This window comes from Bradyrhizobium embrapense (genome assembly GCF_001189235.2).
GTDB lineage: Bacteria > Pseudomonadota > Alphaproteobacteria > Rhizobiales > Xanthobacteraceae > Bradyrhizobium > Bradyrhizobium embrapense.
Genome location: NZ_LFIP02000004.1, coordinates 239,144 through 260,641 on the forward strand (window position 1 = coordinate 239,144; position 21,498 = coordinate 260,641).

Consider the following 21,498-nt stretch of genomic DNA (forward strand, 5'->3'; position numbering starts at 1 on the left):
GCGGCCGGCTACTGTGCATGGGGTTGTTTTCGATATTTTGGCAGGCGCTAGATCAGCGGCGTCTGCGACGAGACGTGATGGCAGGCGATCTTCCAGTCGCCGTCCTCGCGCGCGATCACCCAGGTGATCTTGACGGCCAGCGAGGGCGCGTCACCGTCGACGAAGAACGAGGCGATCGCAGCCATGTTGACGAGATCGGGATTGACCCGGTCGGTCTTGAGATCGCTGAACTCCACGCGCGGGGCCTGCCAGCGCGGCAGGCCGTTGAAATAGGCTTTCACACCGTTCCGGCCGCGATACAGCGTCGGGTTCGAGCCGAAGAAGAAGGCGTGCTGCGAGTAGAGCGCAGCCAGCGCATCCGCATCGAGCTTGCCGAAACCGGCGGACCATCGCGCGATGATGGCGGAGGCGATCTCGTTGGCTTCATCTAGCATCGATCGCCTCCCTCCTTTGTTCGCGCCGGATTGCGCTAACCCTTGCCGACTTCCTTGGCGAAGGTGTCGCGCAGGCCGATGGTGCGGTTGAACACCAGCCGGTCCGGCGTCGAATCCGCATCGCGCACGAAATAGCCCTGCCGCTCGAACTGCATCGCCTCAGGCGAGTTGCTCTCGGCGATCGCGGGCTCGACCCGCGCATCGCTCAGCACTTCCAGCGACTGCGGATTGAGGTCGGCGGCGAAATCGGCCGCATTCGGGCTCGGGTTGGCGAACAGCTGATTGTAGATGCGGACCTCCGCCGGCTTCGACTGCGCCGCCGGCAACCAGTGCATCGTCGCCTTGACCTTGCGGCCATCGGGCGCGTTGCCGCCCTTGGTCAAGGGGTCGTACGTCGCGCGCAGCTCAACGATCTCGCCGGCGTCGTTCTTTACGACGCCGGTGCACTTGATGAAGTAGGCATAGCGCAGGCGCACCTCGTTGCCGGGCGAGAGACGGAAGAACTTCTTCGGCGGGTTCTCCATGAAGTCGTCGCGCTCGATATAGAGCTCGCGGCCGAAGGCGATCTTGCGGGTACCTGCTTCCGGATTGTCGGGATGGTTGATCGCCTCGATCTCTTCGACCTGCCCTTCCGGATAGTTCTCGATCACCACCTTGAGCGGCCGCAGCACCGCCATGCGGCGCAGCGACGTGCGGTTCAGCTCCTCGCGGATGCAGAACTCGAGCATGCCGACATCGACCACACTGTTGGCCTTGGCAACGCCGATGCGCTTGATGAACTCGCGCACCGCCGCCGGCGGCACACCGCGCCGCTTCAGGCCGGCGATGGTCGGCATCCGCGGGTCGTCCCAGCCCGAGACGTGCCCGTCGCGGACGAGCTGCGTCAGCACGCGCTTGGACAGCAGCGTGTAGGTCAGGTTCAGCCGCGCCATTTCGTACTGGCGCGGCTTCGAGGGCACCGGCAGCTTGTCGAGCAGCCACTCATAGAGCGGGCGGTGATCCTCGAACTCCAGCGTGCAGATCGAATGGGTGATGCCCTCGATGGCGTCCGACTGGCCGTGCGCGTAGTCGTAGCTCGGATAGATCGACCATTTGTCGCCGGTGCGCGGATGGTGGGCGTGCAGGATGCGATACAGCACGGGATCGCGCAGGTTGATGTTGCCGGCCGCCATGTCGATCTTGGCGCGCAGCACCCGGGCGCCATTCGAGAACTCACCGGCCTTCATGCGGCGGAACAGGTCGAGGTTCTCCTCGACCGAACGATCGCGGAACGGCGAGTTCTTGCCGGGCTCGGTCAACGTGCCGCGGGACATGCGGATCTCCTCCTGCGACTGATCGTCGACATAGGCGTAACCGGCCTTGATCAGGCCCTCCGCCCAATCGTACAGGCGCTCGAAATAGTCCGACGCATAGAAAAGGTTGTTGCCCCAATCGTAGCCGAGCCAATGCACGTCGGCCTGGATCGAGTCGATGTACTCCTGCTCCTCCTTGGTCGGATTGGTGTCGTCGAAACGCAGGTTGCACTGCCCGCCGAACTCCTGGGCGATACCAAAATTCAGGGCGATCGACTTGGCGTGGCCGATATGCAGGTAGCCGTTCGGCTCCGGCGGGAAGCGGGTCACGATCCGGTTGTGCTTATGGGAGGAGAGATCAGCCTGGACGATGTCGCGGATGAAGTCGCGCCCTGCCTCTGCCGTCGTGTCAGTCGTCATCAAAGGGTTCCCTGGAGGATTAAGCTCAACCTTCTGCCAAATTCGCGCCGTCCGGCCAAGTCTGGTTTCAGAGTCCCGTTTCAGAGCCTGGTTTGGTGGGCAAAAGGTCGGCCGGGGCTTTAGTTATGTCCGGTTCCTGATATACACCACCGCCCATTCCAGCATACGTCTCGCTCGATCATGACCAATTCCGTCGTTACCCGCTTCGCCCCCTCACCGACCGGCTTCCTCCATATCGGAGGCGCCCGCACCGCGCTGTTCAACTGGCTCTATGCTAGGAAGCTCGGCGGCAAGATGCTGCTCCGGATCGAGGACACCGACCGCGAACGCTCGACCAAGGCGGCGATCGACGCCATCCTGGACGGCCTGAAATGGCTCGAGCTCGATTGGGACGGCGACGTCATCTACCAGTTCAGCCGCGCCGCCCGCCATCGCGAGGTCGCCGAGGGCCTGCTCGCCGCTGGCCGCGCCTACTACTGCTACGCCACGCCGGAGGAGCTGGCCGCGATGCGCGAGAAGGCGCGCGCCGAGGGCCGCACCCGGCTCTATGACGGCATGTGGCGCGACCGCGATCCGGCCACCGCGCCTTCCGACGTCAAGCCGACCATCCGCCTCAAGGCGCCGCAGACCGGCGAGACCGTGATCGAGGATCAGGTCCAGGGCCGCGTGGTCTGGCAGAACGAGAACCTCGACGACCTCGTCCTGCTCCGCGGCGACGGCACCCCGACCTACATGCTCGCGGTCGTGGTCGACGATCACGATATGGGCGTCACCCACATCATCCGCGGCGACGACCATTTGATCAACGCGGCGCGCCAGAAGCAGATCTACGACGCGCTGGAGTGGGAGTTGCCGAGCATGTCCCACATCCCGCTGATCCATGGGCCCGACGGCTCGAAACTGTCGAAGCGCCACGGCGCGCTCGGCGTCGATGCCTATCGTGCGCTCGGCTATCTGCCGGCCGCCTTGCGCAACTATCTCGTCCGGCTCGGCTGGAGCCATGGCGACCAGGAGATCTTCTCGACCCAGGAGATGATCGATGCGTTCGATCTCTCCGGCATCGGCCGCTCGGCGGCGCGGTTCGATTTCGCCAAGCTGGAGAACCTCAACGGCCACTACATCCGGCAGAGCGACGATCAATCCCTCGTGACCCGGTTCGAGAGCGTGCTGGATTATGTTCCTGAAGGCGCTGCGCTGAAGGCCAAGCTCAACGACACCACCCGCGCGCAATTGCTGCGGGCGATGCCGAGCCTGAAGGAGCGCGCCAAGACGCTGATCGAGCTGATCGCCGGCGCCTACTTCATTTTTGCCGATCGGCCGCTCGAGCTCGATCCGAAGGCGGCCGCGCTCCTTACGCCGGAAACGCGCGCGTTGATCGGCCGGCTGCGCACCGCGCTGGAAGCCGTCAACGACTGGACGGCGGAAACCACCGAGACCGCCATGCGGAATTTCGCCGAGCAGAACAATCTGAAACTCGGCGCCGTTGCCCAGCCGCTGCGGGTGGCACTGACCGGACGGACAACGTCGCCGGGCATATTCGACGTGCTGGCCGTGCTAGGACGCCAGGAGTGTCTCGCCCGCCTCGCCGATCAGGCGGTGTGATCCTGCATGGACCCCCTCCAGGGTCCATCTTGCAGCGCACATTGCAATGAGCTACCCATCCCCGGACGCCTTCTCAATAAGCCGTTCCGCCCCGCCATGGGCCGCAAATTAGCGACTGGGCAAGGTCGGTTTTCGCAACGATTTCATCGGGGATCTCACGATGGACGCAAAATCCAGCAAGACAGCCACACTCACCATTGGCAACAAGAACTACGATTTCCCGATCCTGAGCGGCACGGTTGGGCCTGATGTCATCGACATCGGCAAGCTCTACGGCCAGGCCGGGGTGTTCACCTACGACCCCGGCTTCACCTCGACCGGCAGCTGCCAGTCGAAGATCACCTATATCGACGGCGACGCCGGTGTTCTGGAATACCGCGGCTACCCGATCGAGCAGCTCGCCGAGCACGGCGACTTCCTCGAGACCTGCTACCTACTGCTCTACGGGGAACTTCCGACCCCGGCGCAGAAGAAGGATTTCGACCATCGCGTGATCCACCACACGATGGTGCACGAGCAGATGGCGCGCTTCTTCCAGGGCTTCCGCCGCGACGCCCATCCGATGGCCATCATGGTCGCCGCCGTCGGCGCGCTCGCCGCGTTCTACCACGACTCGACCGACATCAACGATCCGCGCCAGCGCATGATCGCTTCGATGCGGATGATCGCCAAGGTCCCGACGCTGGCGGCGATGGCCTACAAGTACACGATCGGCCAGCCCTTCATCTATCCGAAGAACTCGCTCTCGTTCGCCGAGAACTTCCTCAACATGTGCTTCGCGGTCCCCTGCGAGGAGTACAAGATCAATCCGGTGCTCGCCGACGCACTCGACAAGATCTTCATCCTGCACGCCGACCACGAGCAGAACGCCTCGACCTCGACGGTCCGCATCGCCGGCTCCTCGGGTGCCAACCCGTTCGCCTGCATCGCTGCCGGCATCGCCTGCCTGTGGGGCCCGGCGCATGGTGGCGCCAACGAGGCCGCGCTCAACATGCTCTACGGCATCGGCAAGGTCGAAAACATTCCGGACTTCATCGCCAAGGTGAAGGACAAAAACAGCGAAGTGCGCCTGATGGGCTTCGGCCACCGGGTCTACAAGAACTACGACCCGCGCGCCAAGATCATGCAGAAGATGTGTCACGCGGTGCTGAAGGAGACCGGCCACGGCGACGATCCGATGCTCAAGGTCGCGATGGAGCTCGAGAAGATCGCGCTCAGCGATCCCTATTTCATCGATCGCAAACTCTACCCGAACGTCGACTTCTATTCGGGCATCACGCTGAAGGCGATGGGCTTTCCGGTCTCGATGTTCACCGTGCTGTTCGCGGTCGCTCGCACCGTCGGCTGGATCAGCCAGTGGAGCGAGATGATCGAGGATCCGCAGCAGAAGATCGGCCGTCCGCGCCAGCTCTACACCGGAGTCGCGCGCCGCGACTATGTGGCGATCGACAAGCGCACGTAAGCTTCGTCCCTAAGCGAAATCGAGACGGCGCCATCATTCCCGATGGCGCCGTTTTCGTTTGCCCCGAGCGACTTCGGTTGCGAGCGCGTCGAGGCGCGGCAACCAGAACGCCCTGAACCGGTCGAGCCAGTCGTCGACCTCGCGCAGCCGCCGCGGCTCCACGGCATAGATGCGGCGGGTGCCGCCGGCGGCATCGAATGGCTGTCCCGGCGGCGTGGCGAAGTACAGAGCGAGACCCATCAAAGCGAGGTCCCTGCCGACGCCGACCGCGCCAGGCCCGTAGCGATCCCAGAAGTCACCTTCGACGATCTATAGGTGCTCAAGTTCGAGGCGAGTTCCGCTGGAGGCGTCGGCTGCCAGCGTCACGGTCACCCAACTGACCCCGCCGCCAAACGCCAGGGAGCGAATGACTAGGCTGAACGCCGGCTCATTTCCGCAAGCACAATGTCAGCGGCGCGGACGCTCGGTGGCTGGTCGCCGGTCGACATCTTCCCATCCATCGTCGCGAACGCCACGAGCTGCCGGAGGCGGTCGGGTGAATCCGCGAGTACATCGCCCAGTGCGCGCGCGAGCCTGTCCGGCGTGCAGTTCTCCTGCAGGAACTCAGGGATGATATCGCTGCCGATCACGAGATTGGCGAGGATCACCGACGACACCCGGATCGCACGGCGCAGGATGAACGCCTCGGCCGCGCCGACGCGATAGGCCGTCACCATCGGAATCCCTGATAGCGCGAGCTCCAGCGTCACCGTGCCTGACTTCGCGAGCGCCGCACGGGCGACGCGAAATGCGGCGCGCTTCTCGATCTCGCCGATCGCGAGCCGCGGCGCCACCGGCCACGAGGCGACGCCTTCGCGCACCATCGCCTCGAGATGCGGCATGGTGGGAAGCACGAGCTCGAACGGGATTTGCTGGTTGAGCTTGCCGAGCGCAGCACCGAACAGCGCCAGATGATGCCTGATCTCGCTGCGCCGGCTTCCGGGCAGGACCAGCAGAACCGGCGGCTGCGCGTCGCGCCGCTTCTGCTCCTCCTCGTTCGGTCGCAGCGAAGCGAGCTGCTCGGTCAGGGGATGACCGACATAACTGCAGGGCGGTCCCTGCAGCTTGCGATACTCTTCCGGTTCGAACGGCAGCAGCGCAAGCACGTGATCGACATAACCGCGCATCGCCTGCGCCCGGCCCGGCCGCCAGGCCCAGACCGACGGCGACACGTAGTCGACGATCGGGATGTCGGGATTGCGCGCGCGGACCCGGCGGGCGACGCGATGGGTGAAGTCCGGGCTGTCGATGATGACCAGCATATCCGGCGCCTCGGCGAGCACTGCGTCGGCGGTGCGGCTGATCAATCGCAGGATTTTCGGCAATTGCTTCACGACGGCGGAAAGGCCAACGATCGAGAGTTCTTCGATCGGAAATAGCGGAGCGATGCCCTCGCCCGTCATCTGTCGGCCACCGACACCGGAAAACTGCACGCTATCGCCGAGGCGCTGGCGCAGCACCTTCATCAGCGCGGCGCCGAGACGGTCGCCGGATTCCTCGGTCGCGATGAGGAAGACCTTGCGATCGGTGCTGGGACTAGGCGCCTGCATCAGCCGGCCAGTCCGATGACAAACAGCCCCTTGGCATCGGCGGCCTCGATCAGGGCCTGCGGCTCGGCGGCGAGCGTGTTGCCGGCGATCACGGCGATCCCGGCGATGCCCGCCGCAGCCGCGCCCTCGACCGTGCGTGGACCGACGGTCGGCAGATCGAAGCGCAGATCCTGCTTGCTCTTCGGCGCCTTCACCAGCACGCCGCGGCCGGCCTTGGCGCGGATGCGGCCCTCGGCGCGCAGCCGCGCCACCCGCGCGAGCAGCCCATCGGTGCCTTCGATGTCTTCGACCGCAACCACATGACCGTCGATCACCACCGCCGCTTGGCCAATGTCGAATGGTCCAAGCGCATCGAGCACGCCGCGTCCGCGCGCGATGTCGGCGAGCGCGGCGCTGTCCGGCGTCGCACGCGTCACGGTGCCCTCAGGCATCAGGAGGTCGGGCGCGACGTCCTTGATACCGACCATGCGAAATCCCTGCTGCTCGAGGATGTGGCCGACGCTCGAGAGCAGATGATCGTCGCCACCACGAAACGCGCGCACGACATGGCCGAGCAAACGCAGCGTGCCCCAGTCGAGCCGGATCTCCGACAACGCAGGACGCACCAGGGTGCCAATGAAGATCAGGTCGCGGCAGCCTTCGTCGCGGAACAGCCGGGTGGCGCGGCCGAGCTGGCCGACCGAGATCCAGCGATGACGAAACCGCTGCGCGCGCGCTGGATCGCAGGCACCGCGCAGCGCAAACAGCACCGGCGTGATGCCGCGCGCGGTGAGCTGATCGGCGACCGCGAACGGCATGGCGCCGCCGCCGGCGATCACGCCGACCGGCGAGGAAAGCGAGGAAGCCGCTGACGTCATGCTGGCGGCCATCCCATGCTCAGTTGCTATCGGCGGGAAGACAGAGCGGCCGCAGCTTGCCGCCATCGATGAAGGCGAGGATTTCCGCGATCGCAGGATCCTCACCCGCCAGCGACTGCACCGAAGCCAGCCGCTCGGCAAAGATGCCGGGGCCGTGGAACAATTTTTGATAGAACGCCCGCACCGTCGCCAGCCGCGCCTTGGTGAACTGGCGCCGCCGCATGCCGATGATGTTGAGCCCTTCGAGCACTGCGTATTGACCGTTGGCCAGTCCGAAAGGGATGATGTCGCCGCGCACGCCGCAGACGCCACCGATCATCACTTGCGAGCCGACGCGGGTGAACTGGTGCACGGCCGACAGGCCGCCGATATAGACGGAGTCGCCGATCTCGCAGTGGCCGCCGAGCGTCGCCGATGTCGCGAAAATCACGCCGTTGCCGACCACGCAGTCATGGCCGACATGGCTGTTGTTCATGAAGAAACCGCGATCGCCGACGCGGGTGAGCCCGCCGCCCTTGATCGTGCCGACATTCATCGTCACGCCTTCGCGGATCGTACAGGCTTCGCCGACTTCGAGACGGGTCGGCTCTCCGCGATAGCTGAGATCCTGCGGCGGCCCGCCGAGTGCGGCAAACGGCGAGATGACGCAGCCGGCGCCGATTTTCGTATGCCCGCTGACGGTAACATGCGCGATCAGCTTGCAGTTCTCGCCGAGCACGACGTTCGGGCCGATGATGCAGTACGGACCGATCTCGGTGCCGGCCCCGATCACAGCGCCATCCGCAATCCGCGCAGTGGGGTCGATCATGCTCATGAAGTTTCGATCCGGAATTCGTTAATGGCGCCAAAGCGCTATGCTGTCGATTTGGGCGGTCGTTAGCGCGACTTTGACCGCCCTGTCCAGTGACGTATCATGACCGCCTGTTGCAAACGAGAAGGTCGCAACCGAGCCATGGTCCGGGCCGCCGCGCTGATCCTCAGCCTGTTCTCTGCGCCGATCGGCCCGGAGACCGCCGACCTCGGCAACAGCACGACCATCGATCTCTCGCGCTTCGACTGCCGCGACATCAATCGCAGCACGATCGTCCAGCGGGTCTGCTACAGCGCCGGCGAGCGGACACTGCTGGTCGCGGTCAGGGGCAACTATCAGCACTATTGCGGCGTGCCTGCTGAAACCTACGACGCGCTGATGATCGCGCCGTCGATGGGCGTCTTCCTCAACCGCGTCCTGCGAATCGCCGGCGCGAACGGCCGGTATGCTTGCAGGACGTCGTGACGACGGCGACCGGAAGCTTAGTCCGTCAGCATCGCGCCGACATCGGCCTCGGCGACCACCTGACCGTTGACCTTGGCGTCACCGTGAAACCACCACATCGTCTTGCGGCGACCGAGCGAGCGCATGTGATACTCGATGGTGTCGCCGGGCATCACCGGCTTCCTGAACTTGCACTTGTCGATGGTGAGAAAATACACGGCGCGCGGCTTCTGGGTGCCCTCGACCGACTTGATGCCGATCACGCCGGCGGTCTGCGCCATCGCTTCGATCATCATCACGCCGGGGTACACCGGACGATCCGGGAAGTGTCCCTGAAACGGCGGCTCGTTGAAGGTGACGTTCTTGATGCCGATGCCGCTGTAGTCGGTGCGGATCTTGATCACGCGGTCGATCAGCAACATCGGAAAGCGATGCGGGAGCGTCTTCAGGATATCGTTGATATCCACGAGCTCGAATTTGACCGGTGCCTCCTCCATCACTCCTGTTCCTTGCCTTTGGCTTCGTTGTCGCGCACCAGGCGCTCCACCGCGATAATTTCCCTGAACCACTGCTTGGTCGGTTTGGCGAAATGCCCGCCCCAGCGACCATTGGCCGGAATGTCGTCCTTGACCGCGCTCATCGCCGTCACCTGGGCGCCGTCGCCGATCTTGAGGTGGTTATTGATGCCCACCTTGGCGCCGAGCGCGACGTTGTCGCCGATCGTCAGACTGCCGGCGAGCCCGATCTGGGCCGCAAGCAGGCAGTGCCGGCCGATGATCACATTGTGGCCGATCTGGACCTGGTTGTCGATTTTGGTGCCCTCGCCGATCACGGTGTCGCGCAGGGAACCGCGGTCGATGGTCGAAGCGGCGCCGACCTCGACATTGTTCTGGATCACCACGCGGCCGGTCTGCGGCACTTTCACATGGCCCTTTGGCCCGAAGAAGATGAAGCCGTAGCCGTCCTGGCCGATATTGCAGCCAGGGTGGATCAGCACGTTGTTGCCGATCAACGCGAACTGAATGGTGGTCTTGGCACCGACATTGCAGTCGCGACCGATCTTGACGTCGGCGCCGATCACCGCGCCGGCGCCAATGATGGTGCCGGCGCCGATCTCGACCCGCGGGCCGATCACGACCAGCGGATCGACGATGACGCCGTCCTCGAGGCGCGCGGTGGGATCGATGATCGCCGACGGGGCGATACCCTCGGTCCCGAACCATGATTGCGGCCGCAGTGCATCGGCGTGCCACTCGCGGGCGAGCTCGACGAACACCTGGAACGGCTTTGCAGCGCGCAGCACGGCGGTGCCCTTCGGCACCTCCGCCTCGAAACGCGGGCTGACCAGGCAGGCGCCGGCCTTGGTCGCGGCCAGCTGGTCGGCGTATTTGAGATTGTCGAAAAAGGCGAGATGCATCGGGCCGGCCTCGTCGAGCGAGGCCAGCCCCCTGATCTGAAGCGCCCCCCTCTCGGGGTCGACCAGTTGCGCCTTCGTCAGCGCGGCGATTTCAGCCAGCGATGACGAAGGAGGACTCTTGAAGAAGATCGGCTGCGCCATTCCATCCGTCGCAGTCCGGTCGAGCAGCGGACTTAGAAAGTCGTACCGCCACCGAACCGGAATTCTTGCACGCGGTCATACGCACCCTTGGTCAGCGGCACGGCGTAGTCGAAGCGCAGCGGACCAAACGGCGACTGCCAGATCAGACCAACACCGACCGAGGTACGGACAACCTTGCTGTCGTCATAGCTCAGACCCAGGCAGGTACCCGGAGACGGCGGGTTGTTCGTCGGCCTGATACAGCCGGGCTGGTTGACTTCGCCTGTCGCCGCCCACGACGTCGGTCCCTGGTAGTCGTACAAGCCGCCGGCGTCGGCATAGACCGCGCCCTTGAGCCCGACTTCCTTCGGCAGGAACCAGAACGGCATCTGCAGTTCCGCCGACACGCCCCAGTACTTGGTGCCACCGATGGCGTCCATGGTGCCGTACGGGTTGATGTCACGCGGACCGATGCCGTTCGGCGCGAAGCCGCGGACCAGGTTCGGGCCCATCTGGAAGTGATCCAGCATGCGCAGATCCTGGCTGCCGAGCTTGTTCAGGATGCCGCCCTGGGCGTGGATCACGCCGACGATGTCCGAAACCAGCGGGGTGTAGTACTTCGCGTCGATCGCGCTCTTGATGTAGCTGACGTCGCCGCCGACGCCGGCGAAGTCCTGCTTGAAGTCGATGATCAGACCGTCGGTCGGGTTCTTGTTGTTGTCGAGCGTGTTGTAGTTGAGCGTGTAGCCCAGCGCCGAGGTCAGGGTCTTGCCGCCCGCCAACTCCTTGCGGACCGGCAGCGAGGCTTCGCCGTCGCTGTAGCAGCCGAGACCATTGGTCGACACCAGGCTGATGCCGTTCAGGTTCGCATAAGCCGGGCTCGGATTGAACGCGGGATTGGGCGTTACACCGTCAGCCAGGAAGGGATTGTTGTTACAGTTGTTGAGCGTCGACGGCAGGGTGATTTCCTGCTGATAGATCGAGTAGCGCAACTGCAGCGACAGATCTTCCCGCAGGCTGAAGCCGAGACGCGGGCTGAAGCCGAGCGTCTTGGTGCCGTAGGCGATGTAGCTGTTGGACAGCTGCTGGCGCTGGTACAAATCGAGGCCGAGCGCCACGCGGTAGTCGAGCAGATACGGCTCGACGAACGACAGCGAGTAGCCGCGGGCATACTGGCCGTAAGTCACCGACGCCTTCGCGAACAGGCCGCGGCCGAGCAGGTTGCGCTCGGAGACGCTGACTTCAGCCAACGCGCCGTCGGTGGTCGAATAGCCGCCCGACACCGAGAAGTCGCCGGTCGACTTCTCTTCGAGATCGACGATCAGGATGACGCGATCGCTGGAGGATCCGGGCTCGGTGGTGATCTTCACGGTCTTGAAGAAATCGAGGTTCTTCAACCGGCGCTCGGCACGGTCGACCAGCGCACGGTTGTAGGCATCGCCTTCCGAGATATCGAATTCGCGGCGGATCACGTAATCCCGCGTGCGGCTGTTGCCGCGGATGTTGATGCGCTCGATATAGGTGCGCGGACCTTCATCGATCGCGAAGGTGATCGACACCGTGTGATTGTCGAAATTGCGATCACCGCGCGGCCGGACCACCGCGAACGCGTAGCCGCGGCGGGACGCCTCGATCTGCATTTCCTCGACCGACTTCTCCAGCGCCTCGGCGTTGTAGAGCGAGCCGACATTGACGCGCGAATAGGAGCGCAGCGCGTTCGGATCGAGCGTGTTGATCGACGAGGTGAAGTTGACGGACGCAACGCGGTACTGCTGGCCCTCCTCGATCTTGAAGGTAACCAGGAAGCCCTTCTTGTCGGGATCGTATTCGGTCAGCGCGGCCACGACCTGAACGTCGGCATAGCCGTTCTTGAGGTAGAAGCGGCGCAGCAGGTCACGGTCGGCCTCGACCCGGTCGGGATCGTAGACGTCGTTGCCGCCGAGGAAGCTCAGCAGGTTCGATTCGCGAGTCTTGATGACGTCGCGCAGGCGGGACGCCGAATAGGCATTGTTGCCGATGAACTCGATCGACCGGACACCGGTCTTCACGCCTTCATTGATCTCGAAGATCAGGTCGACGCGGTTGTTCGGCTGCTCGATGATCTGCGGATTCACCCGCACGTCGTAGCGGCCCGAACGGCGGTAGATCTCGGCGATGCGCAGGGCATCCGACTGCACCATCGGACGCGAGAAGGTGCCGCGAGGCTTGGACTGGACTTCGGCAGTGAGCTGCTCGTCCTTGACCTTCTTGTTGCCTTCGAAGGCAACGCGGCCAATCACCGGGTTCTCGACCACGACCACGACGAGGCGCCCGCCCCGCTGATCGATATGCACGTCCTGGAACAGGCCCGTCTCGATCAGCGCCTTCAGACCGTCATCGATCTGGGCCTGGCCCAGCCGACCGCCCGGTCCGGGATGGAAATAGGAGCGGATGGTTTCAAGCTCGACGCGGCGATTCCCCTCCACCGTGATCGAATCGACGGTCTGCGCTTGCGCAGGCGCAGAGACAGCAACGGCCGCCAAAGTGGCCGCCACCGGCGCGGCGAACATGACCAAGGCGGCGAACAGCCCCCCCCTCACTCGCATTCCAAACATCATGCGCAACGCGCCCTTATCTTTAGCAATGCCGGACCGTTCCCCAACGACCCGACAGATTCCCAACCTGCCGCTCAGCTTGTAGCCAACTTTGCCGAGGGGGCAAACTTGCTAGAGCTGAACATTTCCATTTTCGTTCCAAGACGTTGCCCATTGGCAACGCCACAGAAAAGCCCCGTTTCAGGACCCTGCGATTCTGAGGATGTCGTTATACGTCGCAAACACCATCAGCATCAGAACCAAACCAAGCCCGATTCGGAAACCCACCTCCTGCGTCCGCTCTGAAAGCGGGCGTCCACGAAGCGCCTCCGCGCCGTAGAACAGCAGGTGTCCACCATCCAGAAGCGGGATCGGGAACAAATTCAACAGCCCGATCGAGACCGAAAGGATGGCGCAGAGGTTGACGACGAACTGGAACCCGGCGCTCGCGGCCTGGCCCGACAGCTTCGCGATTCCGATCACCCCGCTCACCTCGGCCGGATTGCCGGTTCCGACGAACAGCGAGCCCAGGAACTTGAACGTGCTCGAAATAATATACCAAACCTGCTCGACACCGATCTTCATGGCTTCAAAGACGCCGACCGGGGCGCTGGATGCTTCGCCGACCTGAGCCTTGTGCTCGATTCCGAGCACGCCGATTCGGTGGGCATTGCCGAAGGGGTCCTTGACCTCCTTCAGCGCCGGCGTCGCCTTCAGCGCGACGATCGCGCCGTCTCGTTTCACTTGGAAACCAAGCTCTGAACCAGCATTCGAAGCTACGATCCGCTGCATGTCGGCGAAGCTCTGGATCGCGCTGCCGTCGATATCAACCACGACATCACCGACCTTAAAGCCCGCGCTCGCAGCGGCGCTCTCGGCAACCAGGCCGTCGACCCGGGCGATGGTGCTGGGCTTGCCGTAATAGAGCGCCATCCCGGCGAAGATCAGGGCGCCGAGAATGAAGTTCGCTACCGGACCGGCCGCGACGATGGCGGTGCGCTTGCCGACCGACTTGTGATGGAAGCTGCCTTCGCGCTCCTCCGCCGTCATGGCGGCGAGCGTCTCCGTCGACGGCGTCGACGCCTCGCTGTCGTCGCCGAAGAACTTGACATAACCGCCGAGTGGAATCGCCGAGATCTTCCAGCGTGTGCCGAGCCGGTCGTTGAAGCCGGCAAGCTCCGGCCCAAATCCCAGCGAGAACGTCAGCACCTTCACGCCGGCCCAGCGCGCGACCAGGAAATGGCCGAGCTCGTGAAAGAAAACGACGATGGTCAGGACGAAGAGAAAGGGAACGATATAGCCGAGGAGCCCATGGCTCAACGCATTGACACTATGAAGAAAATACTCGGGCATAGAACTCCCCTCGACAAGAGCGATCAAGCTCCGTCCCCAACCCTCTAGGTTGCCTTTAAGGCAATTTGAGGCAATAGGGCGGCGGCTTTATTTCGCGCGATATGGTCAACGGAAATCGCATCATCCGCCGAGCGCAGTGGTGGCTGATTCCCCGACCTGATCCAATCGTTCATCGTCGCCTCGACCAGCCGGGCGATCGCGCCGAACTTAATCTTGCCGGCAATAAACGCGGCGACCGCGATCTCGTTCGCTGCGTTGTAGACCGTCGTCGCGCCGTGGCCGCGCCGCAGCGCCTCATAGGCGAGCCGCAGTCCCGGGAAGCGCTGGAAGTCCGGCGCCTCGAAGGTGAGCTGTCCGATTTTTGCGAGATCGAGCTTGGCTGACGGGCCGACGACGCGGTCGGGCCAGCCGAGGCAGTGCGCGATCGGAATCCGCATGTCGGGCGTGCCGAGCTGGGCGACCACCGAGCGGTCGGAGAACTCGACCATGCCATGGATGATCGACTGCGGATGCACCAGCACGTCGATCTCGTCGGGCGCCAGGGCGAACAGGTAGGATGCCTCGATCACCTCGAGGCCCTTGTTCATCATCGAGGCGGAATCGATCGTGATCTTCTGCCCCATGCTCCAGTTGGGATGCTTCAGCGCCTGTTCCAGCGTCGCCTGCTCGATGTCGGCGGGAGCCCAGGTGCGGAACGGCCCGCCGGACGCAGTGATGATCACCCGCGTCAGCTCCTCGCGATTGCCTGATGCCAGCGCCTGGAACAGCGCATTATGTTCGGAATCGGCCGGCAGGATGCAGGCGCCGGCCTTCTTGGCCCGTTCCATGAAGATGTCACCGGCACAGACCAGGCATTCCTTGTTGGCGAGTGCGACGGTCGCGCCGCGGTCGACAGCGGCAAGTGCCGGCTTCAATCCGGCCGCGCCGCTGACCGCCGCCATCACCCAGTCCGCCGGCCGCGCGGCGGCCTCGATGATGGCGCTCTCCCCGGCCCCGCATTCGATCCGGGTTCCAGCCAGCGCGTCCTTCAGTTCGGAAAGCTTCGCCGGATCGGCGATGGCGGCGAACCGCGCGCCGAACTCCTTGGCGAGCTTGGCGAGGCCCTCGACATTGCTGTTCGCGGTCAGCGCCTCGACCCGGTAGCGGTCGCGCGCACCACGCAACAGATCCATCGTGCTGTCGCCGATCGAGCCGGTGGCACCGAGGACGGTCACGGTCCGTACGGCCGATGCCGCCACGGCCTTGTTGTTACGCAACGGAACTGCGCTCATCTCATCACCAAACCATAAGACCGCGTCCGACGCCATCGGCGCCACCACGGAGAAAGCCGAAAATCGCCGCCACAATGACGGCCGCGACAAATCCGTCCAGGCGATCCAAGAGGCCGCCATGGCCGGGAATGATGTGGCTCGAATCCTTCACCCCGAACCGCCGCTTCACAGCGGATTCGAAGAGATCGCCGAGTTGCGAGACCACCGACAACACGGCTCCGAGCATCAGCAGCGGGCCCGTCATGCCGATCTCGAAGGCGGCAAAGCAGGCAGCAACCAACAAGCTCGCGACGAAACCGCCGGCCGCGCCGGCCCATGTCTTCTTCGGGCTGACCCGCACCCAAAGCTTCGGCCCGCCGATGCTGCGGCCCGCGAAATAGCCGCCGATATCGGTGACCCACACGATCAGCAACACGAACATCAGCGCGGCAAAGCCCTTCGCCGTATCGAGACGCAGCAGCACCGATGCGATCTCGGCGGCCGCAGCATAGAGCAATCCCGCAATCGCCCATCCCGCAGAAGCCCAGTTGCGCTGCAGACCCGCGGCCAACGCCACGACAAACACGCCGACGACAAGGACACGCAGGGCCGCATCGAGATGGCCGGACATCAGGTAATATCCGGAGATCAGCAATGCGGTCACACCAAGCCCGGCGACGCTAGATTGGCGCCCGAGCCCGGTGACCATGAGCCATTCCACGAACAATCCGACCGCCGCCAGCGTCACCAATGCTGACCAGGCGATGCCCCCAATAAAGGCCAGTGCGATCGCGATCGGCGCCAGCACCAGCGCGGCCGCAACGCGCATCGCGAGGTTGCGCGATCCCTGCTCGCTTGAAGCCGGCGGCTGCTCGCTTGCTGCCGCCGATGCGGCTTCGCGCTCGCTCACGAGCCGGTTTTCGCGGCGAGGCCGCCGAACCGGCGCTCACGCTTGCCGTATTCCGCGATCGCGTCTTCGAGCGCCGCCTTGTCGAAATCCGGCCAGTGGATCGGCACGAACACGAGCTCGCTATAGGCGGCCTGCCACATCAGGAAGTTCGACAGCCGCTGCTCGCCGCTGGTGCGGATGATCAAATCCGGATCCGGAATGTCGGGCGCATCGAGATATTGCCCGAGCGTATCGGCATCAATGGAATTGGCGTCGCGCTTGCCCTCGGCGACCTCGCGCGCAAGGCGCCGCGCGGCGGCAGCGATCTCCGCCCGAGAGCCGTAATTGAAGGCGACCACAAGGTTGAGCTTGACGTTATTCCGCGTCAGCTCCTCGGCCTCGTTCAGCAGCGCGCAGATATCGGGGTCGAGCCCGGCGCGCTCGCCGATCACGCGCACCCGCACGCCGTCACGGTGCAGCGTCGCCAGATCGTTGCGGATGAAGCGGCGCAGCAGGCCGAACAGATCGCCGATCTCGCTGGCCGGCCGCGACCAGTTTTCCGAGCTGAACGAAAAGATCGTGAGATAGACGATGCCGAGTTCATGGGCCGCACGCACCACGCGGCGCAGCGCCTCGACACCGCGGCGATGGCCCTCGACGCGCGGCAGGCCGCGCGAGGCGGCCCAGCGCCCGTTGCCGTCCATGATAACAGCCACGTGCAACGGAGTGCCGGAGCGATCCGGTCCGTCAGTTGCTGCAGCGGCGGCATTCGACATCGGCTCGTTCCCGTAGGCCTTCAGACCGTCAGGATTTCCTTTTCCTTGGCGGCAAGCAGCTGATCGACTTCGGCGATCACGCCGTCGGTCGCCTTCTGCACCTCGTTCGACAGGCGCTCCTGATCGTCCTCGGAAATCTCGTGATTCTTCTCGAGCTTCTTGATCACGTCGAGGCCGTCGCGGCGCACGTGGCGTACCGCGACCTTGGCCGCTTCCGCGTATTTGTGCGCGACCTTGACCAGCTCCTTGCGACGCTCCTCGTTGAGTTCGGGAATCCGCAAGCGCAGCACCTGCCCCTCGGTTGCCGGCGAAAGGCCGAGGTTGGAGTCGACGATCGCCTTCTCCACGGCCTTCACCATCGTCTTGTCCCAGACCTGCACCGAGAGCAGGCGCGGCTCGGGCACGCTGATGGTCGCAACCTGGTTGAGCGGCATATGCGAGCCGTAAGCCTCGACCTGGACCGGCTCCAGCATGGAGGCCGCAGCACGGCCGGTACGCAGACCGCCGAGCTCGTGCTTGAGCGCTTGTGTGGCGCCCTGCATGCGGCGCTTCACGTCGTTGATGTCAAAACCAGCTGCGGCCATGACGCTTCTCCCTTCACTAGAAACCGGCTGTCGACGCCCTCGGGTCCAAAGTCTGGACCCGGAGGCGCGGCAATCAGCCGGCGACGACCGTGCCGTGTCCGGATCCACGCAGAATCGCACCGATCGAACCGGGCTCCGCGATTGAGAACACGATGATAGGCAGCGACGTCTCGCGGGCAAGTGCGAAAGCGGTCGCGTCCATGACCTTGTAGCCGCCCTCGATCGCCTGCGAATGGGTCAGGCGGTCAAAGCGCTTGGCTTTGGGGTCCTTCTTCGGATCGGCGCTGTAGACGCCGTCGACATTGGTGGCTTTCAGCACCGCCTCTGCGCCGATCTCGGCCGCGCGCAGCACGGCGGTGGTATCGGTGGTGAAGAACGGGTTGCCGGTTCCACCGCCGAGCAGGACGACGCGTCCCTCGGCGAGATATTTGTGCGCTGCACTACGCGTGAACAGCTCGGAGATCTCCGGCATCACGAACGCCGACAAGGTCCGTGCCGCCGTCCCCTTGCGCTCGATCGCTGCCTCGAGCGCAAGGCAGTTCATCATGGTGGCCAGCATGCCCATGGTGTCGCCGGTCGGCCGGGACACGCCGCGCGAGGATACCTCGACGCCGCGAACGATGTTGCCGCCGCCGATCACGACCGCGACCTCGACGCCGAGCTTGCGAGCCGCGATCAGGTCGTCGGCGACGCGGTCGACGGTCGGTTGGTCGATACCGAACCCGTGGGAGCCGGCCAGATATTCGCCGGACAGCTTGATCACCACGCGACGATAGATCGGCTCAGCCATGATGCGATCGCTTTCTCATCCCGCGCAGGCAGGCCTCCGGCGCGTGCACCGGACGCCTTGGTGTCAGCGGTTACTTCTTGCCGCTGGCGGCCGCGACTTCGGCGGCGAAGTCGCTTTCCTGCTTCTCGATTCCCTCACCGAGAGCATAGTTCACAAAGCCAGCGACTTTGATCGGCCCGCCGACCTTACCCTCAGCTTCCTTCACCGCCTGGGCAACCGACTTGCCGCTATCGTGGATGAAGGCCTGATCGAGCAGGCAGACTTCCTTGTAGTAGGTCTTCAGGCCGGAATCGACGATCTTCTCGATGACGTTCTCCGGCTTGCCCTGCTGGCGGTACTTGTCGGCCAGCACGTCCTTCTCGCGCTTGACCGTCTCCGGATCGAGCCCGGCCGGATCGAGCGCCAGCGGCTTTGCCGCCGCGACGTGCATGGCGAGCTGACGGCCGAGCACGGCGAGCTCGTCGGTCTTGCCGGCAGACTCCAGCGCCACGATGACGCCGATCTTGCCGGCGCCTTCGACGACGGCGTTATGGACGTAGCTCGACACCACACCCTTGCTCACCTCGAGCGAGGCGGCGCGGCGCAGCGTCATGTTCTCGCCAATGGTCGCGATCGCGTCGGAGATCGCAGTCTCGACGGTAGCGTCGCCGACCTTGGACGCCTTGATGGTCTCGACATCGGCGCCGTGCTTGAGCGCGACCTGGGCGATCATCTTGACCAGACCCTGGAACTGCTCGTTGCGCGCGACGAAGTCGGTCTCGGAGTTGACCTCGACCAGCACACCCTTGGTGCCGGAAGTCAGCGCGCCGATCAGGCCCTCGGCCGCCACGCGGCCGGCCTTCTTGGCGGCCTTGGAGAGACCCTTCTTGCGCAGCCAATCCTGCGCCTCCTGCATGTCGCCGTTGTTCTCGGTCAGCGCCGCCTTGCAATCCATCATGCCCGCGCCGGTCGACTCGCGGAGCTCCTTGACCATCGCTGCTGTGATCGTTGCCATCGTTCAATGTCCTTCTTGCCTGTACAGAAACCGCGGCGCCCGATGGCGCCGCCGTCTGCAACAGGGAAATCGTTGTTCGTGGAATAGAAGCGGCGGCCGGGCGAGACCCGGCCACGCCGCGTAACTTTTATTCCGCTTCGGCGAGCGTCTTGGCCTGGGCGACCCAGGCGTCCGCACGGCTCGGCAGACCGACTTCTTCGCCGATCTTGTGCGCGGTGTCGTGGTCGAGCTCGGCGAGCTGCCAGTAGTGGAAGATGCCGAGATCGTTGAGCTTCTTCTCGATCGCACCGGACACGCCGGTGAGCTTCTTGAGGTTGTCGGCGGTGCCGCGCGGACCAGCGAGGCCCTGGAAGCCGGACGGCGCAGCCGCCGGGAGCTCCTCCTGCACGGGCGCAGCCGACGCACCGATATCGATTCCGGAATCGCCCTGCGCGCGCGAGATGCCGTCAATGGCGGCGCGCGCCACGAGGTCGCAGTACAGCGAGATCGCGCGGCCAGCGTCGTCATTGCCCGGCACCACATAGGTGATGCCCTTGGGGTCCGAATTGGTGTCGACGATCGCAGCGACCGGGATGTTGAGCCGCTGGGCTTCCTGGATCGCGATGTCTTCCTTGTTGGTGTCGATCACGAAGATCATGTCGGGAAGACCGCCCATGTCCTTGATGCCGCCGAGCGACCGGTCGAGCTTGTCGCGCTCGCGCTGCAGCGTCAGCCGCTCCTTCTTGGTGTAGGAGTTGGCTTCGCCCGACGACAGCACGTCGTCGAGATGACGCAGGCGCTTGATCGAGGCCGAGATCGTCTTCCAGTTGGTCAGCGTGCCGCCGAGCCAGCGCGAATTGACGAAGTACTGCGCCGAACGCTTGGCCGCATCGGCAACGCCGTCCTGGGCCGAGCGCTTGGTGCCGACGAACAGGATGCGGCCGCCCTTGGCGACGGTATCGCTGACCGCCTGCAGGGCGCGATGCAGCATCGGCACGGTCTGCGCGAGGTCGATGATGTGGATGTTGTTGCGGGCGCCGAAGATGTAATCCTGCATCTTCGGGTTCCAGCGGTGGGCCTGGTGGCCAAAGTGAACGCCAGCTTCCAAAAGCTGACGCATGTTGAATTCGGGCAGCGACATAGATCTAATTCTCCGGTTGGTTCCTCCGGAAACGTGTGAGCAACGCGCCTGAATGGCCCGGTTGCCACCGGACGGCCTTTGAGAGCCATGTTTCCGTGTGAGATGGCGCGCTATATAGCGCGATTTGCGCCAGAAGCAAGAAAATACGGCCGGTTGGGCCGGCCAGATGGGTCTAAATCGCGCCGAAACGGCCCCTATTCGGCCAGCCGCAGCTCCGCGATCGTGGTCCGGGCCGCGGAATCCTCCAAGGGCAAGAAATCGAGCGGCCCGGGATTCTTGTAGCCGGAGGTGATGGCGGTGCTTAGGGCCAAGCCCAACAATCCCGTATTCGCCGACGAAGCCAGGATGGCGCTCTTTCGCTCGCTCATCCGAACCAGGTAGAATTGGGTCTGGCCCGCCTGGATCGCGAAGGCCCGTTCCGTCACGCCTGGAAAGCCGGCCTCGTTCGCCGTCAGCTGATGCTGGCCGGCCGGACGATCGACATAGACGTAGGTCCCGGTTTTGAGGCCCTGGACAGGCACGCCGTCAAGCTGGAACTCAAAGGCCCTGTCGGCGATGTTGGCGAAGTCCTTCTCCCGGAGCATCACGACGCGCCCGTGTCCCGCCTTTGGCGGGCCTACCTTCTGCGTCATTGCCGCATAGTCGAGCCCATTCCTCTGCGTCGTTTCACAACCGCACAACAGCACGGCCGCGACCAACAGCACCATTCCCCGCCAGAACA

At 64.3% G+C, this 21,498-nt stretch carries 21 protein-coding genes; 3 read left to right on the forward strand and 18 right to left on the reverse strand.

What is annotated here, in order from left to right:
* Positions 1 to 47 precede the first annotated feature (47 nt).
* Positions 48 to 434 (reverse strand): YybH family protein, encoded by a 387-nt coding sequence (locus AKN83_RS19940; protein ID WP_050402439.1) that lies wholly within the window; start codon positions 432 to 434, stop codon positions 48 to 50.
* Between the two features lie 35 nt (positions 435 to 469).
* Entirely contained in the window at positions 470 to 2,146 is a 1,677-nt protein-coding gene (locus AKN83_RS19945) for a glutamine--tRNA ligase/YqeY domain fusion protein (RefSeq protein WP_050402438.1), read from the reverse strand.
* A 180-nt stretch (positions 2,147 to 2,326) separates the two neighbouring features.
* Between AKN83_RS19945 and gltX the strand changes: the two genes are divergently transcribed.
* Both gltX and gltA read left to right on the forward strand, forming a co-directional pair.
* Positions 2,327 to 3,748, forward strand: coding sequence for a glutamate--tRNA ligase (gltX, locus tag AKN83_RS19950; RefSeq protein ID WP_050402437.1), 1,422 nt, complete (start codon positions 2,327 to 2,329; stop codon positions 3,746 to 3,748).
* A 160-nt stretch (positions 3,749 to 3,908) separates the two neighbouring features.
* Positions 3,909 to 5,210: a citrate synthase gene (gene gltA / locus AKN83_RS19955; protein WP_050402436.1), complete on the forward strand. Its 1,302-nt coding sequence runs from the start codon at positions 3,909 to 3,911 to the stop codon at positions 5,208 to 5,210.
* 33 nt (positions 5,211 to 5,243) lie between these two features.
* Here the strand turns inward: gltA and AKN83_RS19960 are convergent, their stop codons facing one another.
* The 4 genes from AKN83_RS19960 to lpxA all read right to left on the reverse strand — a co-directional run bounded on the left by AKN83_RS19960 (position 5,244) and on the right by lpxA (position 8,470).
* The gene (locus AKN83_RS19960; RefSeq protein ID WP_206600796.1) at positions 5,244 to 5,450 is read right to left on the reverse strand and encodes a hypothetical protein; all 207 of its coding nucleotides are present in this window, start codon (positions 5,448 to 5,450) and stop codon (positions 5,244 to 5,246) included.
* A gap of 170 nt (positions 5,451 to 5,620) precedes the next feature.
* Positions 5,621 to 6,799 (reverse strand): lipid-A-disaccharide synthase, encoded by a 1,179-nt coding sequence (lpxB, locus tag AKN83_RS19965; RefSeq protein ID WP_050402435.1) that lies wholly within the window; start codon positions 6,797 to 6,799, stop codon positions 5,621 to 5,623.
* Positions 6,799 to 7,656: an LpxI family protein gene (locus AKN83_RS19970; protein ID WP_050402501.1), complete on the reverse strand. Its 858-nt coding sequence runs from the start codon at positions 7,654 to 7,656 to the stop codon at positions 6,799 to 6,801. The genes lpxB and AKN83_RS19970 overlap by 1 nt, the downstream gene beginning before the upstream one ends.
* 19 nt (positions 7,657 to 7,675) lie before the next feature.
* Entirely contained in the window at positions 7,676 to 8,470 is a 795-nt protein-coding gene (gene lpxA / locus AKN83_RS19975; protein WP_050402434.1) for an acyl-ACP--UDP-N-acetylglucosamine O-acyltransferase, read from the reverse strand.
* Positions 8,471 to 8,608: 138 nt separating this feature from the next.
* On the opposite strand from lpxA, the gene AKN83_RS19980 reads away from it, so the two are divergent.
* A complete protein-coding gene (locus AKN83_RS19980) occupies positions 8,609 to 8,932 on the forward strand; it encodes a KTSC domain-containing protein (RefSeq protein WP_050402433.1) in 324 nt (107 codons plus the stop codon).
* Positions 8,933 to 8,949: 17 nt separating this feature from the next.
* Here the strand turns inward: AKN83_RS19980 and fabZ are convergent, their stop codons facing one another.
* The 12 genes from fabZ to AKN83_RS20040 all read right to left on the reverse strand — a co-directional run bounded on the left by fabZ (position 8,950) and on the right by AKN83_RS20040 (position 21,484).
* On the reverse strand, positions 8,950 to 9,408 hold the full coding sequence (gene fabZ / locus AKN83_RS19985) for a 3-hydroxyacyl-ACP dehydratase FabZ (RefSeq protein WP_050402432.1): 459 nt from the start codon (positions 9,406 to 9,408) through the stop codon (positions 8,950 to 8,952).
* Positions 9,408 to 10,469: a UDP-3-O-(3-hydroxymyristoyl)glucosamine N-acyltransferase gene (lpxD, locus tag AKN83_RS19990; RefSeq protein WP_050402431.1), complete on the reverse strand. Its 1,062-nt coding sequence runs from the start codon at positions 10,467 to 10,469 to the stop codon at positions 9,408 to 9,410. The genes fabZ and lpxD overlap by 1 nt, the downstream gene beginning before the upstream one ends.
* Positions 10,470 to 10,501: 32 nt before the next feature.
* Entirely contained in the window at positions 10,502 to 13,045 is a 2,544-nt protein-coding gene (bamA, locus tag AKN83_RS19995; RefSeq protein ID WP_050402430.1) for an outer membrane protein assembly factor BamA, read from the reverse strand.
* Between the two features lie 177 nt (positions 13,046 to 13,222).
* Positions 13,223 to 14,374, reverse strand: coding sequence for an RIP metalloprotease RseP (gene rseP / locus AKN83_RS20000; protein ID WP_050402429.1), 1,152 nt, complete (start codon positions 14,372 to 14,374; stop codon positions 13,223 to 13,225).
* A gap of 44 nt (positions 14,375 to 14,418) precedes the next feature.
* Entirely contained in the window at positions 14,419 to 15,645 is a 1,227-nt protein-coding gene (gene dxr / locus AKN83_RS20005; protein ID WP_050402428.1) for a 1-deoxy-D-xylulose-5-phosphate reductoisomerase, read from the reverse strand.
* A 4-nt stretch (positions 15,646 to 15,649) separates the two neighbouring features.
* On the reverse strand, positions 15,650 to 16,534 hold the full coding sequence (locus AKN83_RS20010) for a phosphatidate cytidylyltransferase (RefSeq protein WP_050402427.1): 885 nt from the start codon (positions 16,532 to 16,534) through the stop codon (positions 15,650 to 15,652).
* Positions 16,531 to 17,289, reverse strand: a complete 759-nt coding sequence (locus AKN83_RS20015) for an isoprenyl transferase (RefSeq protein WP_050402426.1) — start codon at positions 17,287 to 17,289, stop codon at positions 16,531 to 16,533. The genes AKN83_RS20010 and AKN83_RS20015 overlap by 4 nt, the downstream gene beginning before the upstream one ends.
* Before the next feature lie 20 nt (positions 17,290 to 17,309).
* Positions 17,310 to 17,873: a ribosome recycling factor gene (gene frr / locus AKN83_RS20020; protein ID WP_050402425.1), complete on the reverse strand. Its 564-nt coding sequence runs from the start codon at positions 17,871 to 17,873 to the stop codon at positions 17,310 to 17,312.
* 73 nt (positions 17,874 to 17,946) lie between these two features.
* A complete protein-coding gene (pyrH, locus tag AKN83_RS20025) occupies positions 17,947 to 18,663 on the reverse strand; it encodes a UMP kinase (RefSeq protein WP_050402424.1) in 717 nt (238 codons plus the stop codon).
* 70 nt (positions 18,664 to 18,733) lie between these two features.
* Entirely contained in the window at positions 18,734 to 19,657 is a 924-nt protein-coding gene (tsf, locus tag AKN83_RS20030; RefSeq protein WP_050402423.1) for a translation elongation factor Ts, read from the reverse strand.
* 127 nt (positions 19,658 to 19,784) lie between these two features.
* Entirely contained in the window at positions 19,785 to 20,777 is a 993-nt protein-coding gene (locus AKN83_RS20035; RefSeq protein WP_050402422.1) for a 30S ribosomal protein S2, read from the reverse strand.
* A 194-nt stretch (positions 20,778 to 20,971) separates the two neighbouring features.
* A complete protein-coding gene (locus AKN83_RS20040) occupies positions 20,972 to 21,484 on the reverse strand; it encodes a DUF2846 domain-containing protein (protein WP_244522031.1) in 513 nt (170 codons plus the stop codon).
* Between the last annotated feature and the right edge of the window lie 14 nt (positions 21,485 to 21,498).

Excerpts from the sequence above, each read along its gene's own strand:
- AKN83_RS19940 (WP_050402439.1), bottom strand. The coding sequence starts at position 434 with ATGCTAGATGAAGCCAACGAGATCGCCTCCGCCATCATCGCGCGATGG.
- AKN83_RS19945 (WP_050402438.1), bottom strand. The coding sequence starts at position 2,146 with ATGACGACTGACACGACGGCAGAGGCAGGGCGCGACTTCATCCGCGAC.
- gltX (WP_050402437.1), top strand. The coding sequence starts at position 2,327 with ATGACCAATTCCGTCGTTACCCGCTTCGCCCCCTCACCGACCGGCTTC.
- gltA (WP_050402436.1), top strand. The coding sequence starts at position 3,909 with ATGGACGCAAAATCCAGCAAGACAGCCACACTCACCATTGGCAACAAG.
- AKN83_RS19960 (WP_206600796.1), bottom strand. The coding sequence starts at position 5,450 with ATGGGTCTCGCTCTGTACTTCGCCACGCCGCCGGGACAGCCATTCGAT.
- lpxB (WP_050402435.1), bottom strand. The coding sequence starts at position 6,799 with ATGCAGGCGCCTAGTCCCAGCACCGATCGCAAGGTCTTCCTCATCGCG.
- AKN83_RS19970 (WP_050402501.1), bottom strand. The coding sequence starts at position 7,656 with ATGACGTCAGCGGCTTCCTCGCTTTCCTCGCCGGTCGGCGTGATCGCC.
- lpxA (WP_050402434.1), bottom strand. The coding sequence starts at position 8,470 with ATGAGCATGATCGACCCCACTGCGCGGATTGCGGATGGCGCTGTGATC.
- AKN83_RS19980 (WP_050402433.1), top strand. The coding sequence starts at position 8,609 with ATGGTCCGGGCCGCCGCGCTGATCCTCAGCCTGTTCTCTGCGCCGATC.
- fabZ (WP_050402432.1), bottom strand. The coding sequence starts at position 9,408 with ATGGAGGAGGCACCGGTCAAATTCGAGCTCGTGGATATCAACGATATC.
- lpxD (WP_050402431.1), bottom strand. The coding sequence starts at position 10,469 with ATGGCGCAGCCGATCTTCTTCAAGAGTCCTCCTTCGTCATCGCTGGCT.
- bamA (WP_050402430.1), bottom strand. The coding sequence starts at position 13,045 with ATGATGTTTGGAATGCGAGTGAGGGGGGGGCTGTTCGCCGCCTTGGTC.
- rseP (WP_050402429.1), bottom strand. The coding sequence starts at position 14,374 with ATGCCCGAGTATTTTCTTCATAGTGTCAATGCGTTGAGCCATGGGCTC.
- dxr (WP_050402428.1), bottom strand. The coding sequence starts at position 15,645 with ATGAGCGCAGTTCCGTTGCGTAACAACAAGGCCGTGGCGGCATCGGCC.
- AKN83_RS20015 (WP_050402426.1), bottom strand. The coding sequence starts at position 17,289 with ATGTCGAATGCCGCCGCTGCAGCAACTGACGGACCGGATCGCTCCGGC.
- frr (WP_050402425.1), bottom strand. The coding sequence starts at position 17,873 with ATGGCCGCAGCTGGTTTTGACATCAACGACGTGAAGCGCCGCATGCAG.
- pyrH (WP_050402424.1), bottom strand. The coding sequence starts at position 18,663 with ATGGCTGAGCCGATCTATCGTCGCGTGGTGATCAAGCTGTCCGGCGAA.
- tsf (WP_050402423.1), bottom strand. The coding sequence starts at position 19,657 with ATGGCAACGATCACAGCAGCGATGGTCAAGGAGCTCCGCGAGTCGACC.
- AKN83_RS20035 (WP_050402422.1), bottom strand. The coding sequence starts at position 20,777 with ATGTCGCTGCCCGAATTCAACATGCGTCAGCTTTTGGAAGCTGGCGTT.
- AKN83_RS20040 (WP_244522031.1), bottom strand. The coding sequence starts at position 21,484 with ATGGTGCTGTTGGTCGCGGCCGTGCTGTTGTGCGGTTGTGAAACGACG.